The following is a 20,891-nucleotide window of genomic DNA, read 5'->3' on the forward strand; positions in this document are numbered from 1 at the left end:
CAGTCACACCTACGGAGAGGCACCATCATGGAGTTCATCGACTACCTGTACGCGATCGCCGGAGCGATCTACACCCAGATCTCGACCGCGTTCGGTTCCTGAACGCCGGTCTCGTCCCGATCGTCAGACGACGAAGGCGCCGATGGTCGGCAGGAAGCTGCACGTGATTCCGGCCTCGGTGCTGATCGACCCGGAGACGGCGGCCAGGACGCGACCGGTCCCGGTGTCCGCGAGTGCCGAGAGCGTGGCCGGGCCGTCGGGGTTGATCCCCGCGGCACCCGTGAGCACGGTTGCTCCGGTGCGGCCCGTGTCGACGTTGACCCAGTTCGCGGTCAGCGGCGCTGCCTGCACGTCGGCGAGCGGCGCGGTGCCGAGTGCCGTGAAGACGAAGCCGGCCTGACCGGCTGCGGGTCCGGGAGGCGGCAACTGGGCCGGGCCGGGCACCGCCAGCGCGCTCGCGACGGAGTCGGCCGTGGCGGAGATGCAGCCCTTGCCGACGGTGGGGTAGAAGAACTGGGAGATGACCGGGCCGTTCTCGGGGATCTCCGGGCCGCCACCGCCGCTGCCGTCGAGGAACGTGATGATGCTGGTGAGGATGCGCTTCGCCTGGTCCGACAGCGGGGCCGTGGCCAGCAGCGCCTTCGCGCGCACCAGCAGATCGCTCTGCGGCGAGGCGGCGTCGCGCTCCGCGGCGTCGAGCAGGGTGGGGGCCAGGGCGGCCAGTGCCTCGTAGCCCGGCACCACCGGAACCTCGGCGGGCAGCGGCATGACGGGGGCGGGGGCTGCGCCGGCCGCGGCAGGTGCGACGAAGGCGCAGGCGGCGGCGACGGCCACTCCGCCCAGAACACGTCGCGCTGCGACGCGCGTTCCCGTTGTCCCGATGTCCCGCATGATGTCCCCGTTTCTCCTCCGGCCGCCTCGAACCGATCCGAGGCGACCCACGATGCACTATCTGCCCGTCACCGCCGTGCGAGGCAGTCGGGCGCGGGGTCACTCTATGTACACGGAGTGACGGTTGTACAGCAGCTCACCGGTCGATCGACCCGTGTCGCTCGCTCCGATTCGAACCGTAGTCTGTTAATAGAGTGTCTGGTGTTGTCAGAGTGAACAGTGATGCGATCGTTACTGCTGTGAGCCGTGTCGCGTGACAACGCGGTGGCCCCGTGGTGCGGAAGAGTCACGTCGGATGGTGCGGATAGGCTGCGCTCTGGCTTCGACCCCCGTCGATCGGAAGAACACTCGTGAGTGAAGTACGGCGATCGGCCGGGCGCGCGTTGCTGGCAGCAGCACCGGCCCTGTTCGTGATCTCGCTGATCCTGCGTGTGGTGTGGACCGTCGCCACCTCCAACGGCAGCAACTGGGTCGATCTCCACGTGTACGTCGACGGTTCGGCCCGCCTGTTCAGCGGTGACCTCTACGACTTCACCTACTCGGAGGAGACCCCGGACTTCCCCCTGCCCTTCACGTACCCACCGTTCGCCGCGCTCGTGTTCTATCCGCTGCACTTCCTGCCGTTCCCGGTGGTGGGCGCTGCCTGGATGATCGCCACGATCGCCGCGCTGTACGCGGTGGTCCGGCTCGCGCAGGGCATGGTCGACTCGGGCCTCTGGTCAGGACGCCGGGCGGCGTTGCTCTGGACGACGGTGGGACTGTGGACCGAGTCCATGCGCACCACCCTGGACTACGGCCAGGTCAACGTGTTCCTGGTCCTGCTGGCTATGCTCGCGGCCCGCAGCTCCCGCTGGTGGCTGTCGGGTGCCCTGGTCGGCGTCGCGGCAGGCGTCAAACTCACCCCCGCCATCACGGGCCTCTACTTCCTGGCGCAGCGTCGGTGGACCGCCGCCGCGTTCTCCGCCGTGGCCTTCGCGGGGACGGTCGCGATCAGCTTCCTGCTCGTGGGGTCCGCCGCGACGACGTACTTCACCACCCTGCTGGGCGACGCGGACCGGATCGGTCCCGTCGGCTCGGTGTGGAACCAGTCCCTGCGCGGAGCGCTGTCACGTGTGGCCGGGCAGGACGTCGGCCAGGGTCCGGTGTGGCTGGTCGCGGCGGCCGTGGTGCTGGCCGCGGCTTTCCTGGCCTGGCGGACGCTGGCACGCGACGATCGCCTGGGAATGCTCGTCGTCGTCTCGTTCGTGGGCCTGATGATCTCGCCGATCTCCTGGTCCCACCACTGGGTCTGGGTGGTGCCCATGCTGATCTGGCTGATGCACGGACCGTTGTCGGGTGCGCCGGGAGCGCGAGTGCTCGCGGGATACTGGCTCGTGGTCACCCTGATCGGCGTGCCGTGGATCCTCAGCTTCGAACAACCGTCCATCTGGGACATCTCGCGTCCGTGGCCACTCGCTCTGGCGGGATCGGTCTACGCCGTCGGCACCCTGGCACTGTTCGTCTGGATCGCGGTGGTGGGCCGCCGCGTCACCTCGCCAGGCGGTCGATCGCGGCCGCGAGCAGGACGTCCTTCCCGGTGAGTCCACCCGCGGAGTGCGTCGACAGCCGGTAGGTCACCGACCGCCATCGGATGTCGATGTCCGGATGATGGTCCGCCGATTCTGCCTCCTCCGCGACGCGCCGGACGAGGTCGATCGCCTCGAGGAAGCTCGCCGACTCGACGGTGCGGACCAGGGTGTCCCCGTCTCGCTGCCAGTCGGTCAGGCGGGTGAGTGCGTCGTCGATCTCCGTGTCGTTCAGCAAGTCGGCCATACTGCGATGGTGCCAGTTCCCGAGCCCGCGCTGGTGGTCGCGGGCGCCCTCGTCGAGAACGGGCGCCTGCTGCTCGCGCGTCGCGCCTTCCCGCCGGAACTGGCGGGACTCTGGGAACTGCCCGGCGGCAAGGTCGACCCCGGCGAGACCCCCGAGGACGCACTGGTCCGGGAACTGCGCGAGGAACTGGGTATCGAGGTGACCGTCGGCGAGCCCGTCGGTGTCGACGTTGCACTCTCGGCGTCGCTGACACTGCGCGCCTACGCGGTCACACGGTTCTCCGGGACGGCGACGGCGCTCGAGCACGAAGCCCTCCGCTGGGTCGACGCGGCGGATCTGCACGGAGTCGATCTGGTGCCGGCGGACGCCGCGTGGCTGCCGGATCTCGCGGCGCTGCTGTAGTCAGGCCGCGCGGGCCTTCTTCAGACCCTTCTTCAGGTCCTTGCCCGTGACACCTGCTTGTTCCAGTTTCTTCATCCGCATGATCACCACCGGACACGTCAGACAGCGAGTCTTGCTGCGGCAGCACTTCTTCTTGGCCTTGCCGCGAGCGACCTTCGATGCCGAGGACATCGGGTGAGGGTACCCTGAGGTGGAGCCCGTGCCGACCGTCCCGGCCTGCGTGACCGCCGTCACCCGAGCCGACCGAGTAAACTGATCCGGTCGCGCTTCTCGTCGGCGACGCAGCGCGCTCTCTGGGAGAGGAAGCCGCTCGCTCTTCACCCCGCATTCGACCCAGGAGATTTCACGCGTGACCAGCCCCACCGCCAGTCAGACCGTACCCACCACCTTCCGCAACGTCGCCATCGTCGCGCACGTCGACCACGGCAAGACCACGCTCGTCGACGCGATGCTGCGCCAGTCCGGTGCCTTCGAGGAACGCGCCGAGGCCATCGACCGCGTGATGGACTCGGGTGACCTGGAGAAGGAGAAGGGCATCACGATCCTGGCCAAGAACACGGCCGTGCACAAGCGCAACGCCGACGGCAGCACCACCGTCATCAACGTGATCGACACCCCCGGCCACGCCGACTTCGGTGGCGAGGTCGAGCGCGGCCTGTCCATGGTCGACGGTGTCGTGCTGCTCGTCGACGCCTCCGAGGGCCCGCTGCCGCAGACGCGCTTCGTGCTCCGCAAGGCGCTCGCCGCGTCGCTGCCCGTCATTCTCGTGGTCAACAAGACCGACCGTCCCGACGCGCGCATCGAGGAGGTCGTCTCCGAGAGCCACGACCTGCTCCTCGACCTGGCGTCGGACCTCGACGACGAGGCCTCCGAGGCTGCCGAGCTGGCCCTCGACCTCCCCGTCCTGTACGCCTCCGGCCGTGAGGGCAAGGCGTCGACGAAGCAGCCGGAGAACGGACACGCTCCCGACGCGGAGAACCTCGACGAGCTGTTCGAGATCCTGCTCAGCTACATCCCGGCACCGAAGGGCAACGTCGAGGCGCCGCTGCAGGCTCACGTCACCAACCTCGACGCCTCCGCCTTCCTGGGCCGTCTCGCCCTGGTCCGCATCCACAACGGTGAGCTCAACAAGGGTCAGACCGTGAGCTGGATGCGCGAGGTCGACGGCGAGCCCGTCGTCCAGAAGGCCAAGATCACCGAGTTGCTCACCACCATCGGTGTCGAGCGCGTTCCCGGTCAGAAGGGTGTCGCCGGTGACATCGTCGCCGTCGCCGGCTTCCCGGACATCATGATCGGTGACACGCTGGCCGACCTCGAGAACCCGGTCGCCCTGCCGCGCATCACCGTCGATCAGCCGGCCATCTCGGTGACCATCGGTACCAACACGAGCCCCCTGGTGGGACGCGTGAGCGGCCACAAGCTGACCGCCCGCATGGTCAAGTCGCGTCTGGACCAGGAGCTCATCGGCAACGTCTCGCTCAAGGTCCTCGACATCGGTCGCCCCGATGCGTGGGAGGTCCAGGGTCGTGGCGAGCTCGCGCTCGCCATCCTGGTCGAGCAGATGCGCCGCGAAGGCTTCGAGCTCACCGTCGGCAAGCCGCAGGTGGTCACCCGCCAGGTCGACGGCAAGCTGCACGAGCCCTTCGAGGAGCTCACCATCGACACTCCCGAGGAGTACCTCGGCGGCGTCACGCAGCTGCTCGCCGCCCGTAAGGGAAAGATGGTCCAGATGACGAACCACGGCGCAGGCTGGGTTCGTATGGAGTTCATCGTCCCCTCGCGCGGTCTCATCGGCTTCCGCACGGACTTCCTCACCGACACGCGCGGCACCGGCATCGCCAACGCCGTCTTCCACGGTTACGCACCGTGGGCCGGCGAGATCCGCGCGCGCCACACCGGCTCGCTCGTCTCGGACCGTCAGGGCAGCGTCACCCCGTTCGCCATGATCCAGCTGGCCGACCGCGGCACGTTCTTCGTCGAGCCCGGTGCGGACACCTACGAGGGCATGGTCGTGGGCATCAACCCCCGCCAGGAGGACCTCGACATCAACGTCACCCGCGAGAAGAAGCTGACCAACATGCGTCAGTCCTCCGCCGACGTGATGGAGACCCTCGCCAAGCCGAAGAAGCTCGACCTCGAGATGGCGATGGAGTTCTGTGCCGGCGACGAGTGCGTCGAGGTCACGCCGGAGGTCGTCCGCGTGCGCAAGGTGCACCTCGACTCGAACGAGCGTGCGCGTGAGCGTTCGCGCAGCAAGTCGCGTGACAAGGCTGCTCTGTAATCATGTCGGTGGCGCGGGTGGGTGCGGCGCTGGCCGTTGCCCTGCTCGCGCTGTCCGCGTGCACGGCCGATCCGCCGCCGCCGATCCAGAGCACCGAGACGGCCACGACGACGCCTCCCGCAGCGCCGGCCGCCACGGGTAATCCGGTCGTCGTGGCCATCGACGACGTCGGTACGGGATTCAACCCGCACCTGCTGGCCGACCAGTCGCCCGCGAACACCGCGGTGTCCACACTGGTGTTCCCCAGCCCCTTCCGCCCCGCGTCGGTGGGGACAGGAGTCGAGTGGCTTCCCGACGCGTCGCTGGTGCTGTCGGCCGAGGTGACGTCACAGGCCCCGTTCACCATCACCTACCGGCTGCGCAACGAGTCGCAGTGGTCGGACGGTGCGCCCATCGCGGCCGAGGACTTCCGCTACCTGTGGCAACAGATGATCGACGCGCCCGGCGTGGTGGATCCCGCAGGCTACGAGGCGATCGACGACATCGCGTCCTCGGACGGCGGCAAGACCGTCACCGTCACGATGGCGACGCCGTACCCCGCGTGGCGCGAGCTCTTCGAGAATCTGCTGCCCTCCCATCTGCTCAAGGACTCGCTGGGCGGCTTCGAGCGCGGACTGCGCGACAACGTGTCCGTCTCCGGCGGACACTTCCGCATCGAGTCGATCGATCGTGGCCGCGACGAGATCCTGCTCGAGCGCAACGACCGCTACTGGGGGTCACCCTCCACGCCCGATCAGATCCTCCTCCGACGCGGGGGCAGCGACGCCCAGCTCGCCGACTCGATGCGCTCCGGTGACGCCCAGATCGCCGAGGTGCGTGGCGGTTCGGCGACACTGGCGCAACTGGGCGCCATCCCCAACGTCCGTACGGACACCCGGTTCCGTTCGCGGACCCTCGAACTGACGTTGAACGGCCGGGTGCCGGAACTCGCGGACGCCGACGTGCGCCGCGGCGTCATGGGTCTGCTGGACGTAGACCTGCTGTCCACCGTCGCGTCGGGTACCGGCACGGCCGCGAACACCGTTCGCGCGCAGGTTCTCTCGCCGTCCCAGCCCGGCTACGTCCCCACGGCTCCGCAGACTCTCCCGCGGGACGAGGCACTGCAGCTGCTCGCCGACGCGGGATTCGTGCCGGTGCCGCTGCCGCCGGCCCTGGCTCCCACCTCGGGCCAACCCACCGCGACGACGACGCCGGTGCCGGGTAGCACGCGCGCGCTGACCGTCGTGATCGGCGCTCCCGAGAACGACGCGGTCGCGGTCGCGGTGGCCAACACGGCCGCCGATCAACTCCGCGACGCGGGCGTCGACGCCAGCGTCGCTCCCACCGATCCGGAGGAGTTGTACGGCACCGCGCTGCTCGAGGGCACGGTCGACGCCGTCGTCGGGTGGAGCCACGTGGGTACCGATGTGGCCACCGCCTGGTCGTCGCGCTACGGATGTGCAGCAACCGATCTCGCGACGTCGACGACGACGGCACCCGATTCCGACGCCGACCCGGTGGCGGCGAGCAACCTGTCCGGAGTCTGCGATCCGTCGCTCGAGCCGGTGATGGACCAGAGCCTGAGAGGCGACGTGAACCCGACCGAGGCCGTCATCGCGGCGCAGCCGCAGCTGTGGAACCTGCACACCGTGCTTCCCATCGCGCAAGACAGTTCCGTCGTCGCCGTCGGTCCCGGCGTGAGCGGCGCGACGCTCGCGGGGCCCGTCGAACTCGGTGTCTTCGGGGACGCGGACGACTGGATGCGGGTGACGCCGTGACGGAGCGGCCCCGGATGCTGGTCGTCCATGCGCACCCCGACGACGAGACCATCACCACCGGCGGCACCATCGCCCGCGCCGTGCGGGCGGGCGTGGACGTGACGGTCCTGACCTGCTCGCTCGGCGAGGAGGGTGAGGTGATCGGGGAGACGTGGGCCGGACTGGTCGCGGATCGCGCGGATCAGTTGGGCGGGTACCGCATCCACGAGCTGACCGTGGCGCTCGAGGCGCTCGGATGCCGGCCGCCGCGGTTTCTCGGCGGTGCCGGGCACTGGCGCGACTCGGGCATGGCCGGAACCCCCGCGGCCCGTCATCCGCGTGCCTTCGTCAACGCCGACCCGGACGAGGCCGTCGGCGCGATGGTCGAGGTGATCCGTGACGTGCGCCCGCAGGTTCTCGTGGCCTACGACCCCGAGGGCGGCTACGGCCACCCTGATCACATGCAGGTGCACCGGCTGGCAGGACTGGCCGTCGAGGCGGCGGAGGACGCTGCCCGGTTCGCCGAGACGGGGCCGGCCTGGTCGGTGGACAAGATGTACTGGACGGTCACCGGTCTGCAGCAACTGACCGCGGGCCTGAGCGACCTCGGCGACATCCCCCAGCAGTGGCGCATGCCTGTCGAGGGCGAGCTGCCGAGCGTGCCCGACGACACGATCACCACGTCCGTCGACGTCCGCCCGGTGCTCGATCTCAAGCGACTCGCGTTGCGCGCGCACCGAACTCAGGTCACCGTCGCGGAGTCCGGTCGGGTCTACGCCCTGTCGAACGACATCGCGCAGCCGGTGCTCGAGGACGAGCAGTACATCCTCGTCCGTGGAGAACTCGGACCCGTCGACTCGTCGGGGCGCGAGACCGACCTGTTCGCGGGAATCGTGTGACGGCCCCCAGTGTCTGCGCACGGACGGTGTGCGGGTCCGAAGCGGGCACGGTGCCGGGTTATGCTGTGAGCGGCATCACCGGACGGGGTCGGACGTACCCGGTGAGTTCGACTCGAAGGAGCTCTTCCCATGAATTTCGATCTTCAGTACGCCATCGTGGCGTTCGTGGATTCCCTGCGACCCACAGCCGATCTGCAGCGCGAGATCTACCTGAACTCCGTGGGCGGCTTCGCGACGTTCGTGAGCAACTACCTCACGTCGATCGGGTTCCCTCCTCGCTGACGTTCACGGCGCCGACAGGATCGGCGCGATGACGGGCCACGCCGGGGAGGGCGTGGTGTCCGGCATCAAGGCGTCGATCGTCGGTGCACTGGTGCTCGACGGGTTCCTGTGCGCCGTGACCGCAGTGCTGTTCCTCCCGCTGTATCTCGGAAGCACTCCGTTCCCCGTCAGTGGTGTCCTCGCCGGCATCGTCAACGTGATCCTCGTGCGGGTCGCGTTCTCGGTGACGCACAACGTATCCCGCGCCGCTCTCCCGGTCGCGGGATTCTTCGTGGGTCTCGTGCTGGCCATGCTGGGGGGACCGGGTGGAGACGTGCTCGTCGTGGCCGACTGGCGCACCCTGGTCCTCGTGGCAGGCGGGTTGCTTCCCGCCGTGGTGCAACTGTTCGCGCTGCGGATGGGTCAGTTCGCCGAACTCGGACGCGGCTGACCCCGATCGATCCCGGCGGCATCGGCCGCCGCGGCGAGCACCTGCTCCACCATGGCCGGCGTGAGCCGTCCGGTGAAGGTGTTCTGCTGGCTGACGTGGAAGCACCCGAACAGATGCAGGTCCGGCAACTCCTTCTCGGGTGACGTCAGCACGACGTGCGCACCATGGCCGAACTTCGGGCGCGGTCGGGGGATCGTCCACCCCGCGCCGTCGAGGACCGGAAGCAGTGCCTGCCAGCCGAATCCGCCCAGGACCATCACTGCCCGAACGGTCGGCGCCAGGATGTGCAGTTCCGTCTCCAACCAGTGACGGCACCGGTCGCGCTCCTCCGGTGTCGGCTTGTTGGCCGGGGGAGCGCAGTGCACCGGCGACGTGATGCGCGTGCCGATCAACTCGAGGCCGTCGGCGATGTGGGTCGCCGTGGGCTGCGTGGCGAGGCCGACGGCGTGCATGGCCGCGTAGAGAACGTCGCCGCTGCGGTCGCCCGTGAACATCCGTCCGGTGCGATTCGCGCCGTGAGCCGCCGGCGCCAGGCCGACGATCAGCAGGCGGGCGTCCACGGGGCCGAAACCCGGAACCGGTCGGCCCCAGTAGGTCTCGTCACGGAACGCGGCCCGCTTCTCGCGCGCCACCAGCTCACGCCACTCCACGAGGCGCGGACACGCGCGGCACTCCGACACCGCCACATCGAGTTCGGGGATGCTCCGGGGTGTACCGGAGTCGGGTGTCACGGGCGCTCCGCCCACACGTCGCCGGCACCGGGCTGAGCGCTCTCGACGATCGACCACGCGTGGTCGGCGGGTACGTCGAGCACCGTGTAGCGGCCCGTGCCGGCCGCGGTGGCGGCGACGATGGTCGCGACACCGGCCCGTCGCTGGAAGAAGGTCTGCCGGACACCCCAGGCGACCACGCCGTCGGTGTCGAGGACGACGCGTCGCCGGTCGAGGCTACCGTGCTCGATGATCAGAACTCCCGGGTGGGCACGGTGGCCCAGGGCGGCGTACCGATCGAGCGCCAGGGCGACGGCGGCCACCACGAGGAGCGCGACGCCGATCCACGCGGCGATCGGGACGTCCCGGCCGGTCGACCGGACCACGAGGAGTGCGACAGCGACCAGCAGGACCGGCCCGACGGCGCGGGTGAGCCTGCGCCGCAAAGCCGCCGGTCCGTGCTTCTGCAGTGTCGTCGTGGCCGGCGCACTCTCCGGCAGACCCGCCAGCACGTCGTCCATCGTGTGGTGGGCGGCCCGGAGGGGAGCGGGCGGCAGGAGCAGCGACGACTCCTTCTCCGTGGCGGACACCCCGGTCATGACGGCATCCAGGCGTGCTCCGCGCGCCCACCGCAGGACCAGCGGTCGACGCAGCGTCGCGCCGCGGAGGCGGTCGCGGTCCAGCGTCGTGTGCCGCGTCGACAGCAGTCCGTGGCCGACGCGGAGCCTGGTGCCGTCGTCGGTCACGGAGAGGTTGCCGTAGACGACCAGGTAGCGCACCACGGAGACGATGCTCGACACGACGAGCAGCAGGGCCGCGGCGACGACCACCGCGACCACGATGCCGAGGCGCAGAACGGCCTGATAGGTGTCGTCGAGGGCCGGCGAAGAGGCGATGTCACCGGCGAACCCGGACTGGAACACGAGCCCGAATCCCGCACCGACGACGACGATGCCCGTGGCCGTGAAGGGGGCGAATCGAACCCAGCCGGTGCGGAAGTGGGCGATCTCACGTTCGGGCGTCACGGCGGGTTCGGTCACTGCGACCGGATCCACTCCCACCGTCCGGCCGGTGCCCGCCAGCAACTCCTCACGCAGGGCGGGGACCAGGTTCGAGGCGAGGGCGTTCAGCTCGAACGAGTCGGCCTTGTCCGACTTCTGCTGACCGGTGCCCACGGTGAGGATCGACAGTCCCAGCAGTCGGTGCAGCGGCCCGGCTCGCACGTCCACACTGCGGATTCGACCACGCGGAATGGAGAGCACCTTCTTCTGGAAGAGCCCGCGGCGCAGCTGGACGTCGTCCGAGCCGATGCGGTACCCGGTGGTGAACCAGCGCAGGATCGCCGCGCCCACGAGGAGGACCACGACGATCAGGCCCCAGACGTGCGTGCCGCTCTGCGATCCGAGGACGAGGGACACCAGGAGCACCGGCAGCAGGCGGACCAGCTCGGTGACCGGGTGGATCAGGAGCATGCGCTTGTCGAGTCGCAGCCACGGCAACTCGTCGACGCGCAGGCCGGCGTCCTGCGTCACGTGGCGTCGCCTCGTGAGCGTGCGGCCGCCGCGGTGATGGCGGCGACGGTGCGATCGGCGGTCGCGAGGTCGAGCCCCGCGATCTCCAGAGCTCCCGCGGAGGACGCGGTCGTCACCGTCACGGTGGCCAGTCCGAGTGCCCGGTCGAGCGGCCCGCGCTCGGTGTCGACGGTCTGCACTCGGGACAGGGGAGCGATGCGCCGTTCCTGAGTCACCCAGCCAGTGCGCGTGTGGACGGCGGTGTCGCTCAGTTCCCAGCGGTGCACCCGATAGCGCCACTGCGGCGCGATGGTCACGTGCGCTCCCGCGAGGACCACCACGGCGACGGCAGCGGCCACCACGGGCGTCCAGGACGGGCGCTCGACGTTCACCGCGAGCACCACGGCCCACACGATCACGGCGACGACCACCGGGAGCCACAGCAGGGCGGCTGCCACGGCCCACAGAATCTTCGCCCGCGGATCGGGGCGATGCGCGGGATCGGTGAGGACCACACCGGGACTGTTGTCGGACACGTCGCATCACCCCTGCTGTGGCACGCCTCCGGCCGGAGGGCGCATGATCGAACGGTGACGATGTTGCCCGATCCGAGTACTCCCGCGCGCGCCGACACCCGAGTGACGCCTCCCGACAGCCCGGCACCGACCGCATCGGCGCTGCGGCGTGCGCTGCGCCGTGCCCGCGACGGTGTGGTGATCAGTGTCGACGAGGCGACCACGCTGCTGCACGCCCGCGGCGACGACCTGACCGATCTGTGCGCGTCCGCGGCGCGGGTGCGGGACGCGGGACTGCTCGCCGAGAACCGCCCCGGCACGGTGACCTACTCGCGCAAGGTGTTCATTCCCCTCACCCGGCTGTGCCGGGACACGTGCCACTACTGCACGTTCGTGACGGTCCCCGGCAAGCTGCGCGCCGAGGGGCACGGGATGTTCCTCGAGGCCGACGAGGTGCTCGACATCGCGCGGCGCGGTGCCGAACTGGGATGCAAGGAAGCGTTGTTCACGCTCGGCGACCGCCCCGAGGCCCGCTGGCCCGAGGCGCAGGAGTGGTTGGACGCGCGCGGCTACGACTCGACGCTGGACTACCTGCGGGCGATGTCGATCCGCGTGCTCGAGGAGACGGGTCTGCTCCCGCACCTCAATCCCGGAGTGATGAGCTGGGAGGAGATGTCGCGCCTCAAGCCGGTCGCACCGTCGATGGGCATGATGCTCGAGACCACCTCGCGTCGACTGTTCGAGGAGAAGGGGCAGGCCCACTACGGCAGCCCCGACAAGGACCCCGAGGTGCGTCTGCGCGTGCTCACCGACGCAGGTCGTCTCACCGTTCCGTTCACCACCGGCATCCTCGTGGGCATCGGCGAGACGATCCGTGACCGCGCCGAGTCGATCATGGCGATCCGGAAGTCGCACAAGGCATTCGGTCACGTGCAGGAAGTGATCGTGCAGAACTTCCTGGCCAAGGACGACACCGCGATGCGATCCGCACCCGATGCCGGCCTGGAGGAGTTCCTCGCCACCATCGCCGTGTCCCGCATCCTTCTCGGCCCGGCCATGCGCATCCAGGCGCCGCCGAATCTGGTGTCCGCGCAGGAGTGCGCGGCGTTGCTCGCCGCGGGCGTCGACGACTGGGGCGGTGTCTCGCCGCTCACCCCCGATCACGTCAATCCCGAGCGGCCGTGGCCGAACCTCGACACTCTCGCGCAGCTGTCCGCGGACGCCGGCTTCACGCTGACCGAACGCACGGCGGTGCAGCCGCGGTACGTCCTGGCGGGCTCACCGTGGATCGATCCGCGGATCTCGGCGCACGTGCGTGCGCTCGCCGACGACGCGACCGGGCTGGCGGTGCCCGAGACGATCCCGTCCGGTCTGCCGTGGCAGGAACCCGACGAGGTGTGGGAGTCCACCGGCCGCGTCGACCTCCACACCGGCATCGACACCGAGGGTCGCAACACCGAGACGCGCAGCGACATGGGCAGCGCGTTCGGCGACTGGGAGTCCATCCGCGAGCAGGTGGCGCACCTCGCGACCCTGGACAGCGTCGACCGCGACGTGGTCGCCGCCCTCCGCGCCGCGGAGAAGGATCCCGGCAACTGCACCGACGAGGAGTACCTGGCACTGGCCACCGCCGAGGGTGCGGCGCTCGACGCGGTGACCGCCTTCGCCGATCAGCTGCGCCGCGACGTCGTCGGTGACGACGTCACGTACGTCGTGAACCGGAACATCAACTTCACCAACATCTGCTACACCGGGTGCCGCTTCTGCGCCTTCGCCCAACGCAAGGGCGATGCCGACGCGTTCTCGCTGTCGACCAGCGAGGTCGCCGACCGGGCCTGGGAGGCGCACGTCCTCGGCGCCACCGAGGTCTGCATGCAGGGCGGCATCGATCCGGAGCTGCCCGTGACCGGATACGCCGACCTGGTGCGCGCGGTGAAGGCGCGGGTGCCGTCGATGCACGTGCACGCCTTCTCGCCCATGGAGATCGTCAACGGGGCCTCGCGCGGTGGCCAGTCGGTGCGCGACTGGCTGACCGACCTGCGGGAGGCCGGGCTGGACACCATCCCCGGGACGGCGGCGGAGATCCTCGACGACGAGGTCCGCTGGGTGCTCACCAAGGGCAAGCTGCCCGCCCAGACGTGGATCGACGTCGTCACCACGGCACACGAGGTGGGACTGCGGTCGAGCTCGACGATGATGTACGGCCACGTCGACAACCCCTCGCACTGGGTGGGACATCTGAACGTGCTCAAGCGGATCCAGGACCGCACCGGGGGTTTCACCGAGTTCGTGCCGCTGCCGTTCGTGCACCAGAGTTCGCCGCTGTACCTGGCGGGGGCGTCACGACCCGGACCGACGCAGCGCGACAACCGGGCCGTCCACGCACTGGCGCGGATCATGCTGCACGGCCGCATCGACAACATCCAGACGAGCTGGGTGAAACTCGGCGTGACGGGAACTCGGGTGATGCTGAACGGCGGCGCCAACGACCTGGGTGGCACGCTGATGGAGGAGACGATCTCGCGGATGGCGGGATCGCAGCACGGATCGGAGAAGACCGTCGAGGAACTACACGCGATCGCCGAGGGAATCGGACGACGCGCAGTCGAGCGCACCACCGCCTACGCAGACCGGACGGAAGCAGCATGAGCGCTGATCGATTGGGCGACGAGCGCGTCGCCGGAGTTCTCAAGGCCGCGGTGCGCGTGATCGTGCCGGTCCTCGAACTGCTCGCGGACCGTGACCCGCTCGGCCTCAAGAAGCGCACGTTCCGCGAGCAGGCGGACGCGAGCGGCACGAAGGTCGACGCGGCGCTGAACGCCGTCGCGTCGGTGTTCGACGCCGCCGACACACCGGGAACCAGGGCGTGGGAGTCGATGACCGTCGACCAGCGTGTCTCGTGGTGGGTCGGCCGCGTCGGCGGGATCGGCACCGTGGCGGTGGCGTTCCCCGGCATCTTCGGTGTACTCGCTCGCCGACTCCCGCTCGGCGACGTCCTCGGGTTCGCGAACCAGGCCATCGTCCTGGTGGCCGTCGCCCGCGAGTACGGCATCACCGAGCAGGACGAGCAGGTCCGCCTGCTGGCATCGGTGCTGTGCAACCGCGAGCTGCCGAAGGGTGCCAGCATCCACGCACCCGAACCCGACGTCGACGGCGTCACGGACGACAGCCGTGTCACCGAGCCGTCCGGTCGCTTGTCCCGGTCCCCGTTCGCGTTGCTGTCGACCTTGTGGTCGGTCACCAAGATCCTCAAGGCCGTCACCGACGAATTGGACAAGCGGCCCCGCAGCCGTACCGTTTACAGATGGCTCGGTAACCTGCCCGTGGTCGGTGCGGTCGCCGGGTACTTCGGCGAGCGCGGCGCACTGTCCCGAGCTGCGAAGCTGGGGCGCCGGTGGGTCGAGCAGAACAGCACGTCCGCGTCGAACGCGTCCCTGCGGGGCCGCGACACGCTCAGAGTTCGGAAAGGCTAAGGAGAACCTCAGTGCCGTACACGATTGCTGAACCGTGCGTCGATGTCCTCGACAAGGCATGCATCGAGGAATGCCCTGTCGACTGCATCTACGAGGGTGGACGCATGCTCTACATCCAGCCCGACGAGTGCGTGGACTGCGGTGCCTGCGAGCCGGTGTGCCCCGTCGAGGCGATCTTCTACGAGGACGACGTCCCCGAGCAGTGGTCCGCCTACGTCAGCGCCAATGTCGACTTCTTCGACGAACTGGGCTCACCCGGTGGCGCGGCCAAGGTCGGCAAGACCGACTACGACCCGCCGTTCATCAAGGCTCTGCCCCCCATGGGTGAGAACTGAGCGTGACGGACGCACCCGTCGTCTCGCGTCGGTCGCCCGCTGTTCGTCGATCCGTGGCGAGCCTGTTGCCCGAGTTCCCGTGGGACACGCTGGCCGACGTCACCGCGCTGGCGCGGTCGCATCCGCACGGCATCGTGAACCTGTCCGTCGGTACGCCGGTGGACCCGGTCGCCGACGTCGTCCGTGACGCTCTCGCGGCGGCCTCCGCGCAGCCGGGGTACCCCACGACAGTGGGCACACCCGAGCTGCGGGCGGCCGCCGTCAGTGCGCTCGCACGCCGCTACGGCATCGGTGGGTTGGACGAACGCTCGATCCTGCCGGTGATCGGAACCAAGGAAGTCATCGCCTGGTTGCCGACCCTGCTCGCGCTCGGCCCGGACGATCTCGTCGTCATCCCGGAATTGGCGTACCCCACGTACGAGGTCGGGGCCCTGCTCGCGGGATGCCGCACACTGCGCGCGGACGGGGTGTCGCGTCTCGGTCCCGAACGCGCGTCCCTGATGTTCGTCAACTCGCCGTCCAATCCCAGTGGCCGGGTGCTCGGTGTAGCCCACCTGCGCAAGGTGGTCGAGTGGGCCCGCGAACGCGGCACGATCGTCGTGTCGGACGAGTGCTACCTCGGACTCACCTGGGAGGGACGCGCCGTCTCGATCCTCGACGACGAGGTGTGCGGCGGGGACACCACCGGCCTGCTGGCCGTGCACTCGCTGTCCAAGACGTCGAACCTCGCGAGCTACCGCGCCGGCTTCGTGGCCGGCGATCCCGCCCTGGTCGCGGAACTGCTCGCGGTCCGCAAGCACGCGGGCATGATGGTTCCCCTTCCGGTGCAGGCGGCCATGACCGCGGCGCTGAGCGACGACGAGCACGAGAACGTGCAACGCGAGCGCTACCGCGATCGTCGGACCGCGCTCGCCGCCGCCGTGGTGGCGGCCGGATTCACCATCGATCACTCCGAGGCCGGCCTGTACCTGTGGGCCACGCGCGGTGAACCGTGCCGGGACACCGTGCGCTGGTTCGCCGAACGCGGCATCCTCGTCGCTCCGGGGGAGTTCTACGGTCCAGACGGCGGCACCCACGTCCGCATCGCGCTGACGGCGACCGACGAGCGCATCGCCGCTGCCGTCGCCCGTCTCACGGTCTGAGCCCGGCCGTGGGAGCGCTCGACCGTGCGCAGGAGGATCTGGCCCGCGGGGAACCATGGAGTGCGCGCAAGCGCCTGACAGCGCTGCTGGATCAGGACGCCGCCTCGCAACCCGCGCTCGACCTCCTCGGCTACGCGTGCCTGGCGATGGACGACCCGGCCGGTGCCGGTGCGGCCTGGTTCCTCACCGATCGAGACGACGCCGACCCGCTGGTGCGGCACGCGCTCGACTCGTTCGTCGCCGCGTGTCCGACGCCGTTGGTGCTCGCGCGTCGGCTGCCCATCAACGCGCCGTCGCGGGCCTATCCGCCTCGCGTGCGCGAGCGGCTCGCGGTGCTCGAGTCCCGGGTGCGTGCCAGCGGCGAGGAGTGGGAGCCGCCCGGCGAGGTGCACTACTTCGCGCAGGAGGGCGTCGACGTCGAGGCGTTCGACGAGTGGTCGGACGCTCCTGTCTCGTCCCGGTCCGGTGTGAAGATGGTCGCGGCCGTCCTGGTGATCGCCATGATCGGCACCGCGTCCATCGCGACCGTTCTCACCGTCTTCTTCTGACGACGCGCCGCCGCGAGGTCGAGGACGTGTCGGGGGCCGGTGGTACAGATGGAGTCATGAAGGATTCGCTGACGGGATGCGTCGAGTGTCTCGGCGCTCTCGACCACTGTCACGGCACGCTCGTCGTCCACTCGCACGGTGCGGTCGAGTGCACCGACGACGCCTGTGTTCTGCTGCACGCCGTCCGGCACACCCTCGTCGTCGACTGTTCCGCGGTCGCCGGGGGCTGCACGTGCGTCGAGGTCACGGAGCAGCTGCGGGCGTCGTGAGAGACTGCTCGGTGTGCTGCTCCGGTCACTGAACTCGTACGCGATCACCCACGGCGGCGACGTCGACGACGCGGTCACCGTCGGTGACGTCGTCCTCTCTCGAAGCGATCTGCTCGGGGCCGCCACGTCGGTGGCCGAGCGCATCATGGGCGTCGACCGGGTGGCCGTCCTCGCGGAGCCGACCGCCCGCACCGTCGTCGCCGTGGTCGGTGCGCTCATCGCCGGAGTGGCCGTGGTGCCCGTGCCCCCGGACTCGGGGCCGACCGAACTCGACCACATCCTCGCGGACTCCGGTGCCAGTGGGTGGCTGGGTGTCGCGCCCGAGCACGACGGCGGTCTGCTCGTCGTCCCGGTCCGCATGCACGCACGGTCCTGGCACAGCTACGCGGAGCCGTCGGACGACGCGACCGGTCTCGTGCTCTACACCTCGGGAACCACGGGCCCTCCGAAGGGCGTGATCCTCAGCCGCGGTGCGCTCGCCGCCGGCATCGACGCGCTCGCCGAGGCGTGGGGGTGGACGGCGAACGACACTCTGGTGCACGGACTCCCGCTCTATCACGTGCACGGGCTCGTGCTGGGAGTCCTGGGTCCGCTGCGACTCGGCAGTCGAGTGATCCACACCGTCAAGCCCTCCGCGGAGCGGTACGCCGCGGCGCGGGGAACGATGTACTTCGGGGTTCCCACCGTGTGGTCGCGAGTGGCGGCCGACCCGGAGTCCGCCGCGGCGCTGTCGCACGCTCGGTTGTTGATCTCGGGCAGTGCCCCGCTGCCGGTGCCGGTGTTCGAAAAGATCGCCGCTCTCACGGGTCTCGAGCCGATCGAGCGCTACGGCATGAGCGAGACCCTCATCACGCTGAGTACGCGCGCCGACGGTGAGCGACGACCCGGTTGGGTCGGAGTTCCGGTGCGCGGCATCGAGACTCGGCTGCGCGGCGAGGACGGCTCGGAGGTCCCACGCGACGGGGAGTCCATCGGTTCGTTGGAGGTGCGCGGCCGGTTCTTCGACGGTTACCTGAACAAGCCGGAGGCCACCGCGGCCTGCTGGACGGACGACGGGTGGTTCCGGACGGGAGACGTCGCGGCGATCGACCCGGCGGGCTTCCATCGGATCGTCGGCCGGGAGTCGACGGACCTGATCAAGACCGGTGGGTACCGCGTCGGCGCGGGCGAGGTGGAGACGGCGATCCTCGGTGTTCCCGGAGTGCGTGAGGTGGCGGTCGTGGGACTGCCCGACGACGATCTCGGCCAGCGCATCGTGGCGTTCGTCGTGGGTGACGAGGTGGAGCCGCGAGCAGTCGTCGACTCTGTGGCACAACAGCTCTCGGTGCACAAGCGGCCGCGTGAGGTACGCGTGGTGGACTCGTTGCCGCGGAACGGGATGGGCAAGGTCCGCAAGAACCTGTTGGAGTAGCGTCGGGAGACATGACCTCCTCCACTCGCATCGTCCTGGCCTCTCGTCCCACCGGCGCACCCACTGCCGAGAACTTCCGGACCGAGACGGTCGATCTCCCCGAGGTCGGTGACGGTCAGGTCTCGCTGAAGACCCTGTACCTGTCGCTGGACCCGTACATGCGCGGCCGGATGAGCGACGCCGAGTCGTACGCGGAGCCCGTCGAGGTGGGCGACACGATGGTGGGCGCCACGGTCTCCGAGGTGATCGAGTCTCGAAGCGACGCCGTGTCGGTCGGCGCCGTGGTGCTCGGTTACACGGGGTGGCAGTCGCACGCGGTGGTCGACGCGTCGTCCGTGCGAGTGCTGGATCCGGAGAAGGCGCCCGTGTCCACCGCGCTGGGCGTGCTGGGGATGCCGGGCTTCACCGCGTACTCCGGCATGACGAAGATCGGGCAGCCGAAGCCGGGGGAGACCGTCGTGGTCGCAGCGGCCAGTGGGCCCGTCGGCTCGGCCGTCGGCCAGTTCGCGAAGATCAAGGGTGCGCGCGCCGTCGGCATCGCCGGCGGTCCCGAGAAGTGTGCGTACCTGATCGACGAGCTCGGCTTCGACGCCGCCGTCGATCACCGCGCCCCGGATTTCAAGGATCAGTTGAAGGCCGCGACTCCGGACGGCATCGACGTCTACTTCGAGAACGTGGGCGGCGCCGTCGCGAAGGCGGTGCTCCCGCGGCTCAACCTCTACGCACGTGTGCCGGTGTGCGGTCTGATCGCGCAGTACAACGACACGCAGGCACCGGAGGGCCCGGATCGGCTGCCCGGCTTCTTCACGCGCGTGCTGACGAAGAGCCTGACCATCCGCGGCTTCATCCAGAGCGAATTCGTCCCGGAGCTCTACAAGGACTTCCTGCGCGAGGTCGCTGAGTGGATCGAGAACGGGTCGTTCCGCTACCGGGAGGACGTGGTCGAGGGTCTCGAGAGCGCTCCCGACGCGTTCTTCGGGCTGCTCGAAGGCAAGAACTTCGGCAAGCTCGTCGTCAAGGTGGCGTGACGGTTAGAGTACACGTGTGCACTCGAATCGCGATCGGAACGAAGTAGCGGGCGCTGCCGACGTCGTGGCCACGGCCATCGACATCCTCAGCCGCCCCGTCCAGGGGACCCACCGCGCGATCAACGATGTGGTGTTCGGGGTGCTGGGCCGTTCCGCGGCACCCGTGCGCATCCTGAACGAGGGCATCGCCGACCTGGTCTACGAGGCTGTGCGCGGGGGCGGTGTGGCGGCCGCCGAGGCTGTCACCGCGGTGTCCCGGCTGTTGCCCGAGGACCGCGTGTCCCACGCGGTCACGTCCACCGCGGCCGGATCGGTCGTGGTCGGCGCCGTCAACGGGCTGCTGGGCGACCGGCTCGCCGCCGAGGGCAACGACCTGACGGTGGAACTCGGGCCGCATCACGAGCGCCGCATCGTCGGGAACGACACCGCGATGCTGACCACCGCGTATCCGAAGGCCACGGGTCACGTCGCCGTGCTCGTACACGGGCTGGGGGAGACCGAGCAGGCCTGGTACTACCGCCACGACGGGCGGGGCAGTTACGGCGAGGCGCTGGCCGCGCACGGCATCAGCGCGGTCTGTCTGCGGTACAACACGGGCGCCGGGATCGAGGACAACGGGGCGGCACTGGCCGGCCTCCTCGACGAGCTGATCGCGGTCTGGCCCGTCCCCGTCGAGCGGATCGACCTCGTCGGGCACTCGATGGGCGGGCTCGTGGTGCGGCGTACCTGTGCGGTCGAGGCGAGCAGGGCGACCTGGCTGCCGCTGGTGCGCACGGCCTGCTACCTGGGCACCCCGCACGAGGGCGCACCGCTCGCGACGGGCGTGTACCACCTCTCCCGTGCCCTGCGGAAGGTGCGGCAGACGGCGGTGTGGGCGGACCTGCTCGACGTCCGCAGCCGCGGCGTGGACGACCTGAGACTGGCCACGGACGTGGCGCTCGCCCCCGGGATCCGGCACGTCGCGGTCGCCGCCACCCTGGCCGCCGACGACACGGCCTGGTGGGCCGACGCCGTGGGAGACGGACTGGTGACGCTGCGCAGCGCACGGGGGCCGATGACGGAGTTGCACACGCTCGTCGGCACCGGGCACCTCGCGCTGCTGTCGGATCCGCGGGTGCTCGACGTCCTCACCGAACTCATGGCGGACGCGACACCGGCAGAGATCGACGACGTCACCGAGCCGGACGAGACGGTGGCCTGAGACCACCGTCCCGCG

General features: G+C 69.8%; 22 protein-coding genes. 16 read left to right on the forward strand and 6 right to left on the reverse strand.

All coding sequences use genetic code 11. From position 1 onward, the window contains the following. Positions 1 to 123: 123 nt before the first annotated feature. Positions 124 to 891, reverse strand: coding sequence for a hypothetical protein (locus HQ314_RS12935; protein WP_204866753.1), 768 nt, complete (start codon positions 889 to 891; stop codon positions 124 to 126). A gap of 350 nt (positions 892 to 1,241) precedes the next feature. Between HQ314_RS12935 and HQ314_RS12940 the strand changes: the two genes are divergently transcribed. Then, positions 1,242 to 2,471 (forward strand): mannosyltransferase, encoded by a 1,230-nt coding sequence (locus HQ314_RS12940; protein WP_222650264.1) that lies wholly within the window; start codon positions 1,242 to 1,244, stop codon positions 2,469 to 2,471. Here HQ314_RS12940 and HQ314_RS12945 read toward each other — a convergent pair. Beyond that, positions 2,419 to 2,703 carry a 4a-hydroxytetrahydrobiopterin dehydratase gene (locus HQ314_RS12945; RefSeq protein WP_222638174.1) on the reverse strand — a complete coding sequence of 95 codons (285 nt, stop codon included), beginning with the start codon at positions 2,701 to 2,703 and terminating at the stop codon, positions 2,419 to 2,421. The two genes, HQ314_RS12940 and HQ314_RS12945, sit on opposite strands and share 53 nt — an antisense overlap. A 9-nt stretch (positions 2,704 to 2,712) precedes the next feature. Here HQ314_RS12945 and HQ314_RS12950 point away from each other — a divergent pair, with 9 nt between their 5' ends. Further along, positions 2,713 to 3,105, forward strand: coding sequence for a (deoxy)nucleoside triphosphate pyrophosphohydrolase (locus HQ314_RS12950; protein ID WP_269320087.1), 393 nt, complete (start codon positions 2,713 to 2,715; stop codon positions 3,103 to 3,105). Here HQ314_RS12950 and HQ314_RS12955 read toward each other — a convergent pair whose 3' ends face one another. Continuing rightward, entirely contained in the window at positions 3,106 to 3,276 is a 171-nt protein-coding gene (locus tag HQ314_RS12955) for a hypothetical protein (protein WP_204866762.1), read from the reverse strand. Between the two features lie 178 nt (positions 3,277 to 3,454). Between HQ314_RS12955 and typA the strand changes: the two genes are divergently transcribed. The 5 genes from typA (at position 3,455) to HQ314_RS12980 (ending at position 8,733) form a co-directional block, all read left to right on the forward strand. Next, complete coding sequence (gene typA / locus HQ314_RS12960) at positions 3,455 to 5,386, forward strand: translational GTPase TypA (RefSeq protein ID WP_037183854.1); 1,932 nt, start codon at positions 3,455 to 3,457, stop codon at positions 5,384 to 5,386. Between the two features lie 2 nt (positions 5,387 to 5,388). After that, the gene (locus tag HQ314_RS12965; RefSeq protein ID WP_222650265.1) at positions 5,389 to 7,143 is read left to right on the forward strand and encodes an ABC transporter family substrate-binding protein; all 1,755 of its coding nucleotides are present in this window, start codon (positions 5,389 to 5,391) and stop codon (positions 7,141 to 7,143) included. After that, the gene (gene mshB, locus HQ314_RS12970; protein ID WP_308119392.1) at positions 7,140 to 8,021 is read left to right on the forward strand and encodes an N-acetyl-1-D-myo-inositol-2-amino-2-deoxy-alpha-D-glucopyranoside deacetylase; all 882 of its coding nucleotides are present in this window, start codon (positions 7,140 to 7,142) and stop codon (positions 8,019 to 8,021) included. Before HQ314_RS12965 ends, mshB begins: the two co-directional genes overlap by 4 nt. Before the next feature lie 129 nt (positions 8,022 to 8,150). Beyond that, on the forward strand, positions 8,151 to 8,303 hold the full coding sequence (locus tag HQ314_RS12975; RefSeq protein ID WP_162246780.1) for a glycoside hydrolase family 6 protein: 153 nt from the start codon (positions 8,151 to 8,153) through the stop codon (positions 8,301 to 8,303). Between the two features lie 28 nt (positions 8,304 to 8,331). Next, on the forward strand, positions 8,332 to 8,733 hold the full coding sequence (locus HQ314_RS12980; RefSeq protein WP_027503883.1) for a hypothetical protein: 402 nt from the start codon (positions 8,332 to 8,334) through the stop codon (positions 8,731 to 8,733). Here HQ314_RS12980 and HQ314_RS12985 read toward each other — a convergent pair. Genes HQ314_RS12985 through HQ314_RS12995 form a run of 3 tightly spaced genes read right to left on the reverse strand, consistent with a single transcriptional unit; the run spans position 8,706 to position 11,490 of the window. Beyond that, a complete protein-coding gene (locus tag HQ314_RS12985; RefSeq protein WP_222650266.1) occupies positions 8,706 to 9,464 on the reverse strand; it encodes a uracil-DNA glycosylase in 759 nt (252 codons plus the stop codon). The genes HQ314_RS12980 and HQ314_RS12985 overlap by 28 nt on opposite strands. Continuing rightward, positions 9,461 to 10,975 carry a PH domain-containing protein gene (locus HQ314_RS12990; protein ID WP_308119394.1) on the reverse strand — a complete coding sequence of 505 codons (1,515 nt, stop codon included), beginning with the start codon at positions 10,973 to 10,975 and terminating at the stop codon, positions 9,461 to 9,463. Before HQ314_RS12990 ends, HQ314_RS12985 begins: the two co-directional genes overlap by 4 nt. After that, the gene (locus HQ314_RS12995; RefSeq protein ID WP_027503881.1) at positions 10,972 to 11,490 is read right to left on the reverse strand and encodes a PH domain-containing protein; all 519 of its coding nucleotides are present in this window, start codon (positions 11,488 to 11,490) and stop codon (positions 10,972 to 10,974) included. Before HQ314_RS12995 ends, HQ314_RS12990 begins: the two co-directional genes overlap by 4 nt. A 60-nt stretch (positions 11,491 to 11,550) precedes the next feature. On the opposite strand from HQ314_RS12995, the gene HQ314_RS13000 reads away from it, so the two are divergent. From HQ314_RS13000 to HQ314_RS13040, 9 genes are read left to right on the forward strand one after another with little or no spacing between them, the layout of a single operon-like run. After that, on the forward strand, positions 11,551 to 14,118 hold the full coding sequence (locus HQ314_RS13000; RefSeq protein WP_222650503.1) for a bifunctional FO biosynthesis protein CofGH: 2,568 nt from the start codon (positions 11,551 to 11,553) through the stop codon (positions 14,116 to 14,118). Next, positions 14,115 to 14,942 carry a hypothetical protein gene (locus HQ314_RS13005; RefSeq protein ID WP_222650267.1) on the forward strand — a complete coding sequence of 276 codons (828 nt, stop codon included), beginning with the start codon at positions 14,115 to 14,117 and terminating at the stop codon, positions 14,940 to 14,942. The genes HQ314_RS13000 and HQ314_RS13005 overlap by 4 nt, the downstream gene beginning before the upstream one ends. Positions 14,943 to 14,953: 11 nt before the next feature. Further along, positions 14,954 to 15,277, forward strand: a complete 324-nt coding sequence (gene fdxA, locus HQ314_RS13010; protein ID WP_027503879.1) for a ferredoxin — start codon at positions 14,954 to 14,956, stop codon at positions 15,275 to 15,277. A gap of 53 nt (positions 15,278 to 15,330) precedes the next feature. After that, complete coding sequence (gene dapC, locus HQ314_RS13015; RefSeq protein WP_222650504.1) at positions 15,331 to 16,419, forward strand: succinyldiaminopimelate transaminase; 1,089 nt, start codon at positions 15,331 to 15,333, stop codon at positions 16,417 to 16,419. Between the two features lie 8 nt (positions 16,420 to 16,427). Further along, on the forward strand, positions 16,428 to 16,967 hold the full coding sequence (locus HQ314_RS13020) for a DUF6584 family protein (RefSeq protein ID WP_027503877.1): 540 nt from the start codon (positions 16,428 to 16,430) through the stop codon (positions 16,965 to 16,967). 56 nt (positions 16,968 to 17,023) lie between these two features. Next, positions 17,024 to 17,236 carry a hypothetical protein gene (locus HQ314_RS13025; protein WP_037183849.1) on the forward strand — a complete coding sequence of 71 codons (213 nt, stop codon included), beginning with the start codon at positions 17,024 to 17,026 and terminating at the stop codon, positions 17,234 to 17,236. Between the two features lie 13 nt (positions 17,237 to 17,249). Next, positions 17,250 to 18,647: an acyl-CoA synthetase gene (locus tag HQ314_RS13030; protein WP_222650268.1), complete on the forward strand. Its 1,398-nt coding sequence runs from the start codon at positions 17,250 to 17,252 to the stop codon at positions 18,645 to 18,647. An 11-nt stretch (positions 18,648 to 18,658) separates the two neighbouring features. Continuing rightward, positions 18,659 to 19,675 carry an NADP-dependent oxidoreductase gene (locus tag HQ314_RS13035; RefSeq protein WP_222650269.1) on the forward strand — a complete coding sequence of 339 codons (1,017 nt, stop codon included), beginning with the start codon at positions 18,659 to 18,661 and terminating at the stop codon, positions 19,673 to 19,675. Between the two features lie 16 nt (positions 19,676 to 19,691). Continuing rightward, complete coding sequence (locus tag HQ314_RS13040) at positions 19,692 to 20,876, forward strand: alpha/beta fold hydrolase (protein ID WP_222650270.1); 1,185 nt, start codon at positions 19,692 to 19,694, stop codon at positions 20,874 to 20,876. The last annotated feature ends 15 nt before the right edge of the window (positions 20,877 to 20,891 follow it).

The sequence above is a fragment of the Rhodococcus sp. BP-332 genome, from assembly GCF_019836065.1.
Taxonomy (GTDB): domain Bacteria; phylum Actinomycetota; class Actinomycetes; order Mycobacteriales; family Mycobacteriaceae; genus Rhodococcoides.